We start from the raw sequence: 15085 nt of genomic DNA, 5'->3' as shown, positions 1-15085 counted from the left end.
GGCCGCCGAACACGCAAGGCCGGTCTGTCGCGTCCGCGCCGGCCGCCGAACACGCAAGGCCGGTCTGTCGCGTCCGCGCCGGCCGCCGAACACGCAAGGCCGCTCCGCCGCGTCGGCGCCGGCCGCCGAACGCGCAAGGCCGGTCTGTCGCGTCTGCGCTGTCCGCCGACGCGGAGGACCGGGGCGACCACCTCACCGGCGCGGCGTGACGTCGGACCGAGGCCGCGCGGGTAGGACGTCGGACCGAGGCCGCGCGGGTAGGACGCCGGACCGAGGCCGCAGGCGGGTCAGCTGCCCGCGACCGCCGGTTCGAGCAGGGAAAGCGTCCGGCTGTCGGCGTCCACGCGTGCGCGGACGCCGAGAGGCAGCGGCAGGTTCGGCGAGGTGTGGCCGAAGTCGACCTGTGCGAGCACCGGGATGTCCCGCTCGCCCAGGACGTCCAGCACGACATCGCGCAGCTCCGCGCGGCCCCCGCCGCCCTCATGGGGAGTGACCTCGGTCGGGACGCCGACCACCATCCCCGCGATCCGGTCCAGCACCCCGGACAGCCGCAGTGTGTGCAGGTCGTTCCAGATACGGGAGACCGGCCGCTGCAGCTCCTCCCAGAACAGCACGGCGCCCTCGAACCGTTCCGCGTCCGGCGCGAACGGCGTCGCCTGCAGCAGGATCAGGCGGTTCAGCAGCCCGCCGAACAGCGGTCCCTCCGCGCGTCCCGGCCGCCAGGTCTCCCAGACTCCCTGCGGCGGCAACGCGCCCGGCGCTACGGGCTTGGTGAGTACACGGGTGTAGAGGTCGACCAGTTCGGCGCGACGCGCCTCGTCGCCCAAGGTGTACCAGTCACTGCCGAACCCGTGGGTGGCGATGTCCGCGTGGAAGCCCACGAGGCCGGTCCGCGCGTGCAGCGCCATGTGCAGCAGCGAGATGTCGCTGTAGCCGACGATCGGCTTGGGGTCGGCCCGGATCGCCTCCAGATCGATCAGATCCAGGTACCCGACGGTCGCCTGCCCACCGGTGTGCGCGACGACGGCCCGCACCTCCGGGTCACGGAGCAGGGAGTTGAGCTCGGCCGCCTGCTCGGCCGGAGTGCCCGCCGCCCACCAGCGGCTGCGCGCCGGGTCGACCGCCGCACTGACCCGTACGCGGAAACCCATCCGCTCGAGGATCGCCACACCGCGCGCGAGCAGCGGCTCCTCTCCCGGCTCGAGCTGACCCGACAGCGCGGTCACCACCACAAGATCGCCGGGGCGCAGCGCACGGGGCCGCAGAATCGCAGGCATGACCTCTCCTCGTCGTTGATCGACAATGGCGGCCAACACCGCCCGCGCCGCCGGTATTCCGTCTCGGCGCGTGCACGGGACCGCGTCGACGCGGGGCGGGTGAAGGCAGCCGGCCGTGTCGTGACGGCCAGGTTCCCGCACTGTCACCCGGTCTGCTGCCGGCGCACCATCTCGTCGATCCACACGGGCGCGAACGGAGACGTGCAGCCCGGGGACGTCGGGTAGTCCTTGAGCACCTCAAGACGCTCACCGATGGCGATCGCGCGGGCGCGGTGTCCGGGGTGCTCGATGCCGATCTGCGCCAGACAGTGGTTCATCGCCCACTGCAGCCGGTCCGGGGCGTCCTTCATCTCCGCCTCGACGACGTCGAGCAGCCCGGCCAGATCCAGCCCTTCCGGCTTCTTCGCCACCCGCTCGGTGGTGAGCACCCACCCGGCGCTCGCGACCACCGGATCGGGGTCGGCGAACCAGGAGACGCGCAGCTCCTCCGCGTGCGGGTTCTTCTTCACGACGTAGCCGACGAGCCAGTCCTGCACCTTGGGGGTGCGCGCCTCGCGCAGCATGGCGTCCAGCTCGTCCCGGTCGAACGCCTTGGGGCGGCAGACCAACAGCGCCAGCAGCCGCGCCGCGGTGTCCCCGGTGGCCCACAGCTCCCGCGCGAGCTCCTGCTGCGTCTTGAGCCGCCTCGCGAGCGCACGCAGCTTGCCGAGATTCACCCCGTGGTCGTCGCCGTGCTTCTCGTTCACCGCGCGGATCCTGGGGTCGTCGAGCGCGGCCAGCTCGGCCATCACCCCGGTCAGCTCCGTCGTCCCGGCCATCCCGCTCTCCCGTCCCTCGCGTGCGCCGGCCAGCTTATGTCGGTGTGTCCCGCTGCGGCGACGGCGGCACCGCCTGCTGTCTGCGGTAGTCGCCGGGAGACGTTCCCATGACTCTCTTGAAGGCGACGCTGAGGGCGCTCTCGGATCCGTAGCCGACCGAGCGGGCGATCATGGCGAGGGTCGCGCTGCCCTCCCGCAGCTGCCGGGCCGCGAGCTCGATGCGCCACCGGGTGAGGTACTCCAGCGGCCCCTGGCCGACCGTCGTCTTGAAGCGCACGGCCAGCGTGGACCGCGAGACCGCGGCGGCCCGCGCCAGCTCCGCGACGGTCCAGGCACGCGCCGGTTCCCGGTGCAGCGAGGCCAGCGCGGCGGCGACCACGGGATCGGACAGTCCGGCCAGCCACCCCGAGGCCGTGTCCGGGTCGCGCGCGAGATGCAGCCGCAGCACATGGACGAGCATGACGACGGCCAGGTGCTCCGCCACGAGCCCCGCGGCCGGCTGCCCGCGTGTCAGCTCCTCGTCGATGGCGGTGAGCGCCCAGCGCACCGTCTCCGCGTGCGGGGTGCCGGCCGGGACGTGCACCACGGGAGGCAGCCGGTCCAGCAGCAGTTCCTGCGCACGGGCATCGAAGGAGAACCGCCCACCGACCAGGAACACGTCGTCGCCCCGGCCCGCCCTGGCCACACCGTTCTCCGGCCGGGCGAACAAGGGTCCGGAGGGCACCGGCGCGGTCTCGAGGTCACTGCGCAGGGTGAAGGACCGGGGACCGGTGAGGAGGTAGCAGTCACCCTCCGCCAGCGCGATCGGCCCGTCCACACCGTCGACCTCCAGCAGGCAGGAGCCGCGCCGGACAGCGTTGAACTTCGCCCCCTGCGGCGGTTCGAACCGCACGGCCCAGCGTCCGCCCGCCGCCAGACTCGTCGACAGGTGGCCGCGTGTCTCCACCAGGGTGAGTACGTCTTCCAGTGGATCCACGACGACCTCCCGGCTCGTACGACGGCTAAAGAAAGCAGGACGATCAACCATAGCTCGTCCAGCTCGCCCGCCGTAGCGTCGAAGTATGACAACGCACCCCCAGGCTCCCCGGTCGCTCCGCCACGATCCGGCCGCCGCCCTCCTGACCACCCCGTTCACCGCCCACACCGAGGCACGGGAGGTGATCGACGGCGTGGACCTCACCGGCCGCCGCGCCGTGGTCACCGGCGGCGCCTCGGGACTCGGCGCCGAGACCGTACGGGCGCTGGCCGCCGCCGGGGCCGAGGTCACGGTCGCCACCCGCCGTCCGCGGAGCGTCGAACCGCTCGTGCGGGAGCTGGCCCGCGTCGACGGCGCCGGTGCCGTGCGCGCCGCGGCCCTCGACCTCTCCGACCTCACCTCGGTCGACGCTCTCGTACGGGCCTGGCGCGGCCCGCTCGACATTTTCGTCGCCAACGCGGGCATCATGGCCCTGCCCACCCGCACCCTCACCCCCGGCGGCTGGGAGATGCAGCTCGCCACCAACCACCTGGGCCACTTCGCCCTGGCCACCGGCCTGCACCCCTACCTGCGGGAGGCCGGCGCCGCCCGCATCGTGGTCGTCAGCTCGGGCGCCCACCTGAACGCGCCCGTCGACTTCGACGACCCTCACTTCGAGCGGCGCCCCTACGACCCCTGGGCGGCCTACGGGCAGTCGAAGTCGGCCGACGTGCTCCTCGCGGTGGGCGCCCGCCGCTGGGTCGCTGACGGCATCACCGCGAACGCGCTGAACCCCGGCTACATCCTCACCAACCTGCAACGGCACCTCGACGACGACACCATGCGCGCGTTCGGTGTGATGGACGACGAGGGCAACCTGACGCCGCTCCCGTACTACAAGACACCCGCCCAGGGAGCCGCCACGTCGGTCCTGCTGGCCGCCTCGCCCCTCCTCAAGGGGGTGACGGGCCGCTACTTCGAGGACAACCAGGAGGCACGGACCGTCACGGACGAGGAGAACCAGGCCGGCGGCGTCGCCGCGCACGCCCTCGACCCGCAGGCCGCGGACCGCCTCTGGGAGTACGCGACCGACGCCCTCCGCGGACGCTGACCGCTCAGCGCCGGCCCTCGACGGGACCGAGGAAGTCGATCGCCCGCTGCGTCAGGAGCTTGGCGGCGGCCGGGTCGTAGGACGGCAGCGAGCGATCGGTGAACAGGTGCTGATCGCCCGGGTAGAGGAACAGTTCCGCGCCGGGATGCCCGGCGACCAGCGCGCGAGCGGCGTCGACGTCCTCGGTGAAGAAGGGGTCGTCCTCCATGGCGTGCACCTGCACCGGCACCTTCCCGGGCCAGGCCGGACCGAACTCCGACACGGGGATGCAGGCGTGCACCAGCAGCGCGCCCCGCGCCCCCGCCCGTGTCTGCGCCAGCTTCTGGGCGGGCAGCACCCCGAGCGAGAAGCCGGCGTAGACGACGTCGTCGGGAAGGGGACCGGCCGCGCGGACCCCCCGCGCGGTGACCTCGCCGAAGCCGATCTGCTCGACGTACCGAGAGCCCTCCTCCAGTGAGGCGAAGGTGCGTCCGTCGAACAGGTCGGGCGTGTGGACGGTGTGTCCCACGGCGCGGAGCTCGTCGGCGAAGGCGACGACTCCGGAGGTCAGCCCCTGCACGTGATGGAACAGTACGACCTCTGCCATGGTGAACTCCTCGCCCGCGGTCGGTGGACACTCCGGGCGCCGACACTATTCGAAAAGCGTCGAACAGTGTCGGCCTTCCGGCAATCTCCACCGCGATCTCCACCGGCGGCCTGCACCGTCAATCTCCACCGCCGAGGATCTCCACCGAGGTGGCGGCCCGGTGGCGGGACGGCGGCGGCTCAGCGCACGACCGGGGCGGCGACGCCCTCCAGTTCGGGCCCGGCCGGCGGTTCCCGGACCGCTCCGGCGCCGTGACCGATGAACGTCCGGGGGACGCTCTCCGGGGGTGCGGCTGTTGCCGTCGTTGGCGGCCCGGACCTGGGCGAAGGCGGACTTCAGGCTCCGCCTGAGCCGCTGAGGGGAGCCGGAGCGGTGTCATGTCCGCGAGAACGGCGTGATCCTTTTGAACGCGGGCGGCGCGGCTGCTGCCCAAGCCGTTCAGGAGCGCCCGAACCGGCGCTGACCACCGGTTCGAGCGCTCAAGATACTTCATGCGCGGTCCGCGACCACCGCGGTGTCAGGCCGGCCGCGATGTCACGGCCGCTCGACCGGAAGCCACAGCTCGCAGGTAGCGGTGGAGAAATCGGTCGCGCGGTCGAGGATCGCGACGATCGAGGGCCCCGGCCGCAGCCGCCACGGGTTGGACGGGAACCACTCGGTCGCCGTCGCCGCCCACATCGACTGCAGGGCCTCGGGGTGCGGCCCGCTGGTACGGAACACCGCCCACATGCCGGCCGGCACCTCGACGACGTCGAGCCCGTCGGGAACCGGCGTGTCCCGGCCGACGGCGACCCCGTGCAGATAGGTCAGCTCGGTGCCCTCCCGCGCGTCGGGGTCGACGTCGTCGCTGACCTGGAGCAGACCCGCGGGCTCGGCGTCGCCGAGCTCCTTGAGGCGCTGGTGCTCCTCCTGCGGGATCGCGGCGATGTGCTGCAGGATGTGCGGGTTGACGCCGCTATGGATGAGCGGGACCCGGGTGGAATGTCCGACGAGGCGGAACGCGGGACGGTCGGTGAGACGGGTGTCCATGGGAATACTCCCTTCGACGGTCAGGCGGAACCTGAGCTGCGGTTGTGTACGCAGGGGGCCTCCGTCGCGGCGCACCTCCGCGGGACCCGCGCCGTGGACCGCCCGGAACGCACGTCCGAACGCCTCACGCGAGCCGTACCCGTGGCGGACGGCGATCTCCAGCAGGTCCTCCTCGCCGCGGACGACGTCACCGGCGGCGACGGTCATGCGCCGCCGCCGCACGTACTCCGAGAGCGGCATGCCGGCCAGCGACGAGAACATCCGGCGCAGGTGGTACTCGGTCGTCCCGAGCCCCGCCGCCAGCTCCTTGACGTCGAGTTCCCCGGTGAGCTGCTCCTCGACGCGGTCGACGAGCTGGTTGAGTGCCGAGATCATGAGGCCTCCCTTCGCCGTCAACACTGGCAGCGGCCGGCCCGCCCCCGCCCGACCGCTGCGAACCGATCCGATCACACGCCGGGGGGTGCCGCCGGTTCAGTGTTCGCAGAGGGAGAAGGCGCGCTCGTAGAGCTGCTCGTTGTGTTCGTCGACGAAGAACTTGCGCTCCCGCATGAGTTCCTCGCGGTACGCCTTGGCCTCCTCCAGCGTCATGGTCGACGTGTCGGCCCAGGGCTGCTGCGGCGGCACGTCGGAGGTCGAGACGATCTTCTCCGATGGGTCCACCAGGAAGAACGCGAGAATCTTGCGGTGTCCCGGCCGGGTCGGGTCGAGGAGCCGGAACGGGCCGACACGGTGTTGCAGGACGTTCGGAAAGGCGAGGCAGCGGCCCTCGGGCGTGGACGCCGATCCCAGCACCTGGTTCAGGGCGTCCTCGTCCTCCAGGCCGTAGACCTCCCGCAGACCGTTGTCGTCGTTCTGCTCGTAGTCCAGGTCGTCGAGTGCCGCCCGGAAACTCAGCCGGCTCTCGGAGATGTTCTCGCTGTCCCAGTAGTAGATGCCGGTCGACACGATCCGCTCGTTGAGCATCCCCTCCACGTGCCAGGAACCACCCGCGTACTCGGGCCGGTCCGGCGTGAGGTGGATGGTGGCGAGCTTGACGACGACCTGCAGCCGACGGCCCCGCAGGTTCACCCGGTCCGATGCCGCGGGCCTCTCGGGCGCGGTGAACACGGGGGCGTCGGGGACGACAGGCCGGCGGTTGTCCCACCAGTCGTCCACGGCCTCCTCGTACGCGCGGACGGCCTCCTCGAAGCTCGCTTCGTCGGCGTAGGAGGACCTGTCGGGGAACTCCGGCTCGGAGTCGTACCACCCGTAGGGGTCGGCTTCGATGCGCAAGGGCCGCGGATGGCGCAGATCGGTGAGGACGTTCTCCCACAACGGCAGCATGCGCGCGAACAACTCCGGCATGACGGAGGTGAGTTCGCGGTGCTTCTCGGGGTGGACGTTGTTGACGTACGAGCGGAAGGCGACCTGTCCGTCGGCACCCACCTCGACGTCCGTGGGCAGCCACTGGAACCGCTCCGAGAACTCGTACTTCGTGTAGCGGTTCGTCGGATCGCGCCAGGCCCGTTCGGGTCCGCCGCTGACCTCACGCACGAGACAGAACAGGGACGGGTGGACGAGATCGAGCACCTGGCCGTCGGATCCGGGATGCCAGTCCCGCTCCGCTTCGGGGACCTCCTCCAGCACACGGACCGCGTCACGCAGCCGGTCGCGCAGGGCGTCGTCGATCAGCGCGTCCGACTGCCACACCCCGTCGACCGCGGACACCTCGATGCCGGTGTGCCCGTCCCGCAGCGCGGCGTAGTACGCGAGTTCGTCCAGCACATAGCGGACCTGGGCCTCGGTGAGGCCCTGGGCGATCGCTTCGCGCGTCCACCGGGCGACGATGCCGGCGTCGTGCATCTTCTCGAACCAGGCCGGCTTCGCCCGCACAAGCGAGCTGCACCGCATCACCTCGATCTCCCGCAGCGTCCGCGGCGCGGCGAACGCCGCGGAAGGGGTCACGTGGAACGGCAGCGGAAATGGGGACAGGCCAGTCAATTCCCTTGATCCTCCCGGTAGATGCGAGCGCCGGGAACTTTACGGCAGGGGAGTGACAGGGCAGCAGTGCAAGGGGGGAGGGGAGGGGCCTCGGTCAGCCGAGGGCGTCGAGGGCCGTCTCGGCGACGGTCATGAGCGAGGCGCGGTCGGGGTTGATCGCCCCCATCACCTTGAGACCCTGCATCGTCACGATGAGGTAGCGGGCCAGGTCGCGCGCACTGCGGTTGTCGGGCAGCTGCCCGTCGGCCTGCGCCGAGCTGATGACGTCGCGCAGGGCGTCCTCGATCGACACGGTCGTCGCCCGCACATGCGCCGCGACCTTCGGATCCTGCGTGACACGTTCGGTCGTGGCGCCGACGATGAGGCACGACTTGCGGGCACCGTCCTGGACGATGTCGTCGACCGTCGCCACCAGCACCTCACGCAGGAGCTCACGTGCCGGAGTCCCCGCCCGCAGCATGTCGATCAGCGGCACGGCGTACAGCTGCCGGTAACGGTCCATGGCCGCCAGGTACAGTCCGTCCTTGTTGCCGAAGGCCGCGTACAGCGACCCCCTGCCTACACCGGTGGCCTCCACGAGGTCCTGGATCGACGTGCCCTCGTAGCCCTTGCAGCGGAAAGCGTCCATGGCGGCGTGCACCGCCGCCTCAGTGTCGAACTCCCTGACCCTTGCCATACGGCAAGAGTAACCATTTGGGAATGAACAGTCAAAATTCACCCGTGGCTGCTTCGGGTCACCCCACTGCGGCGCCGCTGGGACAGGTCGTCGGACGCGATGACGTGTACCGCACAGACACGGCCTGTGCACACGGCGAGCCCTGTCCGGCCGGCACGCCCGCCGGTCCGGCCGGACGGGGCGGCCCTCGGCCCTCGGGCCCCGGCTCACGCCGACGGCTGCCCGGCGCCGGTGAGGAATCCGCGCATGTACCCGGCCACGGTGTCGAGGTGGCTCTCGAGGAGGAAGTGACCTCCGCCGGGAATCAGATGGATCTCCGCGTCGGGCAGGTCCTTCGCGAACGCGCGCGCCCCTTCAGGGCCGAAGATCTCGTCCTCGGCACCCCAGACGGCGAGCAACGGCACCTGGCTCTCACGGAAGTAGGCGTGCACCTTCGGGTAGAGGGGCGGGTTCGTGGCGTAGTCGCGGAAGAGGGCGAGCTGCGCGAGGTCGTTGCCGGGGCGGTTCACGTCACGGTGGTCGGCGGTCCAGGTCTCGGGATCGACCAGCTCGGGCCGGTCCACCCCGTGCAGGTACTGCCAGCGGATGGCGTCCAGCGACAGGGCGGCGCGGACCCCGGCCTCGGTGTCCGGCCCGGGGTTGTCGCTGTAGGCCCACACCGGCACCCAGAACTCCTTGACGAAGCCCTCCTCGTAGGCGTTGCCGTTCTGTGTGACGACCGCCGTGATCGCGTCCGGGTTGCGCAGGGCGAGCCGCCAGCCGATCGGGGCGCCGTAGTCCTGGACGTAGATCGCGTACCGCGTGACGCCGAGATGGCGCAGCAGGCCCTCGGTGACGTCGGTCAGGGCGTCGAAGGTGTAGGGAAACGCGTCGTGCGCCGGGGTGTCGGAGTGTCCGAAGCCGATGTGGTCCGGAGCGATGACCCGGAACCGGTCGGCCAGCGCCGGTACGAGGTTGCGGAACATGCGCGAGCTGGACGGAAACCCGTGCAGCAGGACGAGCACGGGCGCCTCACGGGGGCCCGCCTCACGGTAGAAGACACGGTGCCCCGACACGGTTGCGTACTGATGACGTACCTCAGCCATAACTAACCCCTCAATGCCTTGATGACGGTTATCTCGCCTCAAGTAGAGCTTCCCTGTGCCTAACCTGTCAAACAATGTAGAGTGGTTAGTGCCGCGTGCGTTCCGCTCAGAAGGTGAGCACGAGCCTGCCGCGCACTCCGCCCGCCTCCATCCGCCGATGCGCCTGTGCCGCCTGCTCCGCGGGCATCTCGTCCGCGACGCGCAGTGTGACCTTCCCGTCCTCCGCCAGCGCGCGCAGCGCGTCGAGCTTGTCGGTGGCGAAGCGGTACTCGGGCACGAAGACGCTCCGGACGGTCACGCCGGTGACCTCGCCGAGCGGGGAGGCGCCGCGTTCGTCGTCACCGCGCAGCACCGCGATCTGGCCACCGGACCTCAGGGCGGGCAGTACGGCGGCGCCCATCAGGGCGGCGTCCACCACGGCGGCCACGCCACCGCCGACGGCCGCGCGCACACCGTCCGCGAATCCCGGTCCTCGCGCGACGACGTGATCGGCACCCAGCGACCGTACGAGTTCCTCGTCGCGCGGTGACGCGTCGGCCGCAACCCGCAGTCCGTCCGCCTTGGCCAACTGGACGGCGTAGCCGCCGACGGTGCCGGCCGCGCCGGTCACGGCGACCCACTCGCCCGGCGCCAGGTCCAGTACGTCGATAGCGCGCCGAGCGGTCAGCCCGTTCATGGGGAGGGTGGCGGCCTCGGCGTGGCTGCTTCCGGCCGGCGCCTTCACCGCCTGCCGTGCGTCGAGGACGACGTACTCCGCGTAGGCGCCGCCCGAGGGGTCGATCGGAACGACCATCGCCATGGCCCGGTCGCCCACGCGGAGAGAGGTGTCCGTCCCCGGACCGATCGCGTCGACCACGCCCGCGGCGTCCATACCGGGGCGGTAGGGGCGGACGAGGGTGTCCGAGAGGTGCTTGTCGGTGTCACCGGCACGCAGCAGGGCGTCGGCCGGGCTCACCCCCGCCGCGTGCACGCGCAGCCGGATCTGTCCCGGCCCGACCTCCGGGACGGGAAGGTCGACGGTCACCAGTGCTTCGGGTCCGCCGTAGTGGAAAACGCCTACAGCCTTCATGGGTGCCTGCCTTTCGCGGTAGGGCACCGGACGCCTGTCTGCTGGGGCCCGGAAGGGCGGGCGTCCGATGCCATCGAGGATTACATGAATGAACGGTCGTTATCAAACGGATCTGATGGTGACCCACGCGCAGATGATGGGGCTGGGTGGTGCCCATCATGAGTCGCCGATATTCTTGACCGATTGGTCGTTACGTTGTATCCATGTGAAAGCGGACGGATCTCGTCCGTTTGTTGATGCCCCCACCGGGGCGCCCGTACTGGCAAGGAGGCGAGACCATGACCGGTCTCGAAGAGATCACCCGGCGGCTGGACGCGCTGGAGGCGATCGAAAGCATCAAGCAGCTCAAGGCGCGCTACTTCCGGTTCGTGGACGAGAAGAAGTGGGATGACCTGACGGCTGTCTTCACGCCGGACGCCAAGGTGGTGACGGACGGCATCGCCTTCGACTCGCCGCGTCACTTCGCGACGCTGGCGGGTGACCTCATCGCGGCTGCGCCGACCGTTCACCATGGCCACATGCCGGAGATCGAGGTCACCGGGCCCGACACGGCGAAGGGGATCTGGTCGATGGAGGACCTGCTGACCTACCCGGCCGGCCCCGACGCGCCGGAAGGCCACCACGGCTACGGCCAGTACCACGAGACCTACCGCAAGATCGACGGGAAGTGGCTGATCGAGTCCCTGGATCTGACCCGGTTCCGCAAGGACCCGCTGGAGAACTGGACGCCGGAGGCGAACTGAGACGAACACTGCTCCCGTCGCCCGCCCGGCTGCCCCCCCTCGCGGGCACCGCACGGACGGCGGGCCGTCGGCACGACCCCCGCCGTCTGCCCGTGGTGCTTCATAGGCAAGGCCCGCTTCAAGAGGGCCCTGGCCGCCTTTCCGCACCGGGACGACGTCGAGGTGACCCACCGCTCCTTCGACCTCGACCATCGGCTGCGGCACACCCGCTCCACGACCGACGCGGCCCACGCGGCGAAGTACGGCGTGACCGCGGCACAGGCCCGGGCGGCCGAGGAGAACCTCGGACGCGTCGCCAGGACGAAGGGCTCACCTACCTCGTCGATTTCCGGGACCACGGCAACACCTTCGACCTGCACCGCCTGCCGCACCTTGCGGCGGCCCGAGGCCGGCAGCACGCACTGCTGAACCTTCTACGAAGAGAACTTCGCCTCCGAACGCTCGATCTACGACGCCGGTCACCAGCTCACAACACGCCCTCCTGGGCGATCAGCGCACGGGAAAGGTTCGTCATGGACGTCACCTTCGCCCGACGGGCCGGGGACCTGGCGCACGCCACCAGGCCGGACGGCCCCGTCGTTCTGTTCGCGGTGGCGTGCCTCGGTACGGCCGCGGCAGCGGGCGCGGCCGCCGCCCCTGCCCCTGCCGCGCCGACGGCCGGGACCGCCGTGGTGGCGGCGACACAGGCTCTGGGAGACGTCGCCTGCGGCCCGCTGAGGATGACGGCACCCGAGACGAGGAGCACCATGCTCTGCCACCACGCGCCCAGGACGAACGACGCGGCGTACAGCCACCAGGGCACATCACCGGCGGGGTTGGCTCCGGCCAGGAGGAACGCGGGTGCCGACACGGCCTGGTCCTCGCCATGCAGTTCTTGGAAGGGGCCCGCTACGGCTGCCGTCGTCGCGCTGGTGTTCACCATGGAACACGGCACCGCCGACTGGAGGCTCGCCGTGGAACGGATGGTGCTGACGGTCGCGGGAGCAGCCCTGGCTCCGGCCACCTGCGCCCTCGCGGCCCGGTGCGGGCCGCAGCGACGGGTCAGCCGAGGACCCGTGCCAGTACTTCGGCCTCGCTGATCTCCGGATGCCTGGTGGCGGTGATGAGCGTAAGGGTCCGGTTGCGCGCGATCTCGCGGAGATGCTCCAGGGCCTCCGTCCGTTCCGGATCGGCGAGTTCTTCGCGGTAGCGGCGTTCGAACTCTCCGAACCGGTCCGGATCATGCCGGTACCACGTGCGCAGGTCGCTGGAAGGCGCGATCTGCTTGCACCACTCGTCCAACGCGGCCTTCTCCTTCGCCAATCCGCGAGGCCACAGCCGGTCGACCAGCACCCGCACGCCGTCCGTGTCCTCGGGTTCCTCGTACGCTCGCCGTACTCGCACTTCGTGATGTGTGGACACACCGACCTCCGTGCATCTCATGCCTCTCGCGCCCAGGTGTGCGCCAGGGCCGGCGAAGGCGAGCTGTCCGGACAGACAACGCTACCCGGGGATGCCCGTGCGGGACACTCGCCGGTCGAAGGCGCACACCGCCGACCGATGATGCGGTCTCAGGAACGCCAGTAATCGTTGGCAGCGGCGATGGTCGCGAACTCGACGGCGACCACGTGTGCGGCGGCGGTCAGGCTGTCCGGGGTGGTGGAGTAGTTCGGCCTGGCGCCCTGCAGGACGTCCAGGTCGGGCTGGATGTGGTGGATGGTGTGACGGGCCATGGTCAGGGCCAGGGAGCGTCCTTCCTCCGGAGTGGAGGTGATGAGGGACCCGCCCGGCACGAGAATCATGCCGTCGTCCGGAACTCGATGCATGGCGCAATCCTGCCGCCGGTTTCCCGTCGCGCCGCAGCGACACGCGGTCCGCCACTCCACGTGAGCGGTCACCGCAAGCGGTTCTACGGTTGGATGAGAGCGTCGGCGCCTGATCGGCGCCCTGAGCCCTGCGGTGACCGGGCAGGCCGTCACGACAACGCTGGAGCAGCCATGGCAGACCACCCGCCGGTACCACCGTTCACCTACGAGACCGCAGTCCAGAAGGTGCGGATGGCGGAGAACGGCTGGAACAGCCGTGATCCGCACAAGGTGTCACTCGTCTACGCGGAGGATTCCCGGTGGCGTAACCGCGATGAATTCGTCACCGGCCGGGAAGGCATAGTCGAGTTCCTCACGCGCAAGTGGAGCAGGGAGCTGGACTATCGACTGATCAAGGAACTGTGGGCATTCGGCGGCAACCGCATCGCGGTGCGATTCGCCTACGAATGCCATGACGAATCAGGGCAGTGGTACCGCTCGTACGGCAACGAGAACTGGGAATTCAACAGGGACGGCCTCATGGCGGTGCGGCATGCCTCGATCAACGACCTCGCCATCAACGAGTCCGAGCGCCGGTATCACTGGCCGCTCGGTCCCCGCCCGGAGGGGCATCCGGGACTGAGTGATCTCGGATTCTGATCCGGCTGCCGTGAAGTGGGCGCGACCGGCGTCCGGTTGAACCACCAAGGCTCCGCCTGCGGCGGTCCCTCGTCGCCGACCGGGGCGGAACGAGGCGCGATGACCAACGGGGGGCTGGTGCTGGCGGAGGCGCGGTCGCCAATTCGTCGGTGCGATCGCCTATCTCTCGCTGTGCGTCGTCGTCGGATCGGTTGTCCTTCGCCGGTGCCGAGATCGCCAGGGCGCTGTGGTGAGCATCGCCACCGGCCGGCAGGGTTCGCCGGGGGCGTTCGACGTGCCGGCATTGCGCCAGCCGGGTTAGGCTGGCGGAAAGACGCGACCTTAGGCCGCCCCAGGCTATTGGCCCTGCCGTCGCCGACCACGCGTCAGGTGCGGTGCATGTGGATGAGGGGCCGGCGGCCGCAACAGGCGCTGAACCCCACCGCGGTGCGGAGTTCCCGGAACAGCATGAAGGAACAACTCATGTCCTTCGTAACTGCCGACGACGGTACGGACATCTTCTACAAGGACTGGGGGAGCGGCCAACCCGTCGTCTTCTCCCACGGCTGGCCCCTCAACGCCGATGCCTGGGATCCCCAGCTGAAGCTGATGGCCGACAACGGGTACCGGGCCATTGCCCACGACCGGCGTGGCGGTGGTCGTTCCGGCCAGAGCTGGGAGGGCAACAACCTCGACACCTACGCCGACGACCTGGCCGCCGTGATAGAGAAACTGGACCTCCGCGACGTGATCCTGGTCGGACACTCCACAGGCGGCGGCGAGGTGACCCGCTACATCGGCCGGCACGGCACGGACCGTGTCGCCAAGGCGGTGCTCGTGGGCGCCATTCCGCCCCTCATGCTCAAGACCGACGACAATCCCGAGGGAACCCCGATCGACGTGTTCGACGACATCCGTAAAGGGGTGGAGACCGACCGCTCGCAGTTCTACAAGGACCTGAGCGCGTCGTTCTACGGTGCCAACCGTGAAGGCTCCACGGTCACCCAGGGCACGCGCGACGAGTTCTGGCTCTGGAGCATGACCGTCGGCATCAAGGGTGCCTACGACTGCGTCAAGGCCTTCTCGGAGACGGACCTCACCGAGGACCTCAAGAAGATCGACGTACCCACGCTGATCATCCACGGCGACGACGACCAGATCGTCCCGATCGCCGCCGCCGGCGACAAGAGCTCCCAACTGGTCGAGAAGGCGGTCTACAAGGTGTACCCAGGCGCGCCCCACGGCCTGGCCATGGTGCCCAAGTTCGCCGAGACGTTCAACGCCGACCTGCTGGAGTTCGCATCGAGTTGAGCCGTCCTGCCTCGCCGTGCGC

Annotated in this window: 16 protein-coding genes and 1 pseudogene; 5 read left to right on the top strand and 12 right to left on the bottom strand. The window is 70.2% G+C overall.

What is annotated here, in order from left to right; all coding sequences use genetic code 11:
* Positions 1-287: 287 nt before the first annotated feature.
* From B100_RS0129065 to B100_RS0129055, 3 genes are all read right to left on the bottom strand, one after another.
* Complete coding sequence (locus B100_RS0129065) at positions 288-1277, bottom strand: S66 family peptidase (protein ID WP_024887912.1); 990 nt, start codon at positions 1275-1277, stop codon at positions 288-290.
* 143 nt (positions 1278-1420) lie between these two features.
* Positions 1421-2095, bottom strand: a complete 675-nt coding sequence (locus tag B100_RS0129060; RefSeq protein ID WP_024887911.1) for a DNA alkylation repair protein — start codon at positions 2093-2095, stop codon at positions 1421-1423.
* Between the two features lie 34 nt (positions 2096-2129).
* Positions 2130-3071, bottom strand: a complete 942-nt coding sequence (locus tag B100_RS0129055; protein ID WP_024887910.1) for an AraC family transcriptional regulator — start codon at positions 3069-3071, stop codon at positions 2130-2132.
* An 85-nt stretch (positions 3072-3156) separates the two neighbouring features.
* Here B100_RS0129055 and B100_RS0129050 point away from each other — a divergent pair, with 85 nt between their 5' ends.
* Complete coding sequence (locus B100_RS0129050) at positions 3157-4161, top strand: SDR family NAD(P)-dependent oxidoreductase (RefSeq protein WP_051490094.1); 1005 nt, start codon at positions 3157-3159, stop codon at positions 4159-4161.
* 4 nt (positions 4162-4165) lie between these two features.
* Here the strand turns inward: B100_RS0129050 and B100_RS0129045 are convergent, their stop codons facing one another.
* The 6 genes from B100_RS0129045 to B100_RS0129020 all read right to left on the bottom strand — a co-directional run bounded on the left by B100_RS0129045 (position 4166) and on the right by B100_RS0129020 (position 10586).
* Positions 4166-4747 (bottom strand): dienelactone hydrolase family protein, encoded by a 582-nt coding sequence (locus B100_RS0129045; RefSeq protein ID WP_024887908.1) that lies wholly within the window; start codon positions 4745-4747, stop codon positions 4166-4168.
* Positions 4748-5281: 534 nt separating this feature from the next.
* Entirely contained in the window at positions 5282-6151 is an 870-nt protein-coding gene (locus tag B100_RS0129040; protein ID WP_024887907.1) for an AraC family transcriptional regulator, read from the bottom strand.
* Between the two features lie 96 nt (positions 6152-6247).
* A complete protein-coding gene (locus B100_RS0129035; RefSeq protein WP_078541234.1) occupies positions 6248-7756 on the bottom strand; it encodes a DUF4246 domain-containing protein in 1509 nt (502 codons plus the stop codon).
* Positions 7757-7850: 94 nt separating this feature from the next.
* Positions 7851-8432 carry a TetR/AcrR family transcriptional regulator gene (locus tag B100_RS0129030; protein WP_024887905.1) on the bottom strand — a complete coding sequence of 194 codons (582 nt, stop codon included), beginning with the start codon at positions 8430-8432 and terminating at the stop codon, positions 7851-7853.
* 206 nt (positions 8433-8638) lie between these two features.
* Positions 8639-9517, bottom strand: a complete 879-nt coding sequence (locus B100_RS0129025; protein ID WP_024887904.1) for an alpha/beta hydrolase — start codon at positions 9515-9517, stop codon at positions 8639-8641.
* A 106-nt stretch (positions 9518-9623) separates the two neighbouring features.
* On the bottom strand, positions 9624-10586 hold the full coding sequence (locus tag B100_RS0129020; RefSeq protein WP_024887903.1) for an NADP-dependent oxidoreductase: 963 nt from the start codon (positions 10584-10586) through the stop codon (positions 9624-9626).
* A 278-nt stretch (positions 10587-10864) separates the two neighbouring features.
* Here B100_RS0129020 and B100_RS0129015 point away from each other — a divergent pair, with 278 nt between their 5' ends.
* Entirely contained in the window at positions 10865-11329 is a 465-nt protein-coding gene (locus B100_RS0129015; protein ID WP_051490093.1) for a nuclear transport factor 2 family protein, read from the top strand.
* A gap of 96 nt (positions 11330-11425) precedes the next feature.
* A pseudogene (locus B100_RS0129010) lies at positions 11426-11737 on the top strand (hypothetical protein); the annotation flags it as partial.
* Positions 11738-11795: 58 nt separating this feature from the next.
* Here B100_RS0129010 and B100_RS0129005 read toward each other — a convergent pair.
* The 3 genes from B100_RS0129005 to B100_RS0128995 all read right to left on the bottom strand — a co-directional run bounded on the left by B100_RS0129005 (position 11796) and on the right by B100_RS0128995 (position 13134).
* A complete protein-coding gene (locus B100_RS0129005) occupies positions 11796-12179 on the bottom strand; it encodes a hypothetical protein (RefSeq protein WP_158686756.1) in 384 nt (127 codons plus the stop codon).
* Positions 12180-12370: 191 nt separating this feature from the next.
* Positions 12371-12751, bottom strand: coding sequence for a DUF488 family protein, N3 subclade (locus B100_RS0129000; protein ID WP_051490092.1), 381 nt, complete (start codon positions 12749-12751; stop codon positions 12371-12373).
* 128 nt (positions 12752-12879) lie between these two features.
* The gene (locus B100_RS0128995) at positions 12880-13134 is read right to left on the bottom strand and encodes a hexameric tyrosine-coordinated heme protein (protein ID WP_051490091.1); all 255 of its coding nucleotides are present in this window, start codon (positions 13132-13134) and stop codon (positions 12880-12882) included.
* Positions 13135-13305: 171 nt separating this feature from the next.
* On the opposite strand from B100_RS0128995, the gene B100_RS0128990 reads away from it, so the two are divergent.
* Both B100_RS0128990 and B100_RS0128980 read left to right on the top strand, forming a co-directional pair.
* On the top strand, positions 13306-13773 hold the full coding sequence (locus B100_RS0128990; RefSeq protein WP_024887897.1) for a nuclear transport factor 2 family protein: 468 nt from the start codon (positions 13306-13308) through the stop codon (positions 13771-13773).
* Positions 13774-14235: 462 nt separating this feature from the next.
* A complete protein-coding gene (locus B100_RS0128980; RefSeq protein ID WP_024887896.1) occupies positions 14236-15063 on the top strand; it encodes an alpha/beta fold hydrolase in 828 nt (275 codons plus the stop codon).
* The last annotated feature ends 22 nt before the right edge of the window (positions 15064-15085 follow it).

It is taken from the genome of Streptomyces sp. CNH189 (genome assembly GCF_000527195.1).
The sequence above is the reverse complement of the archived record's forward strand: the minus strand, read 5'-3'. Positions and strand labels throughout refer to the sequence as shown.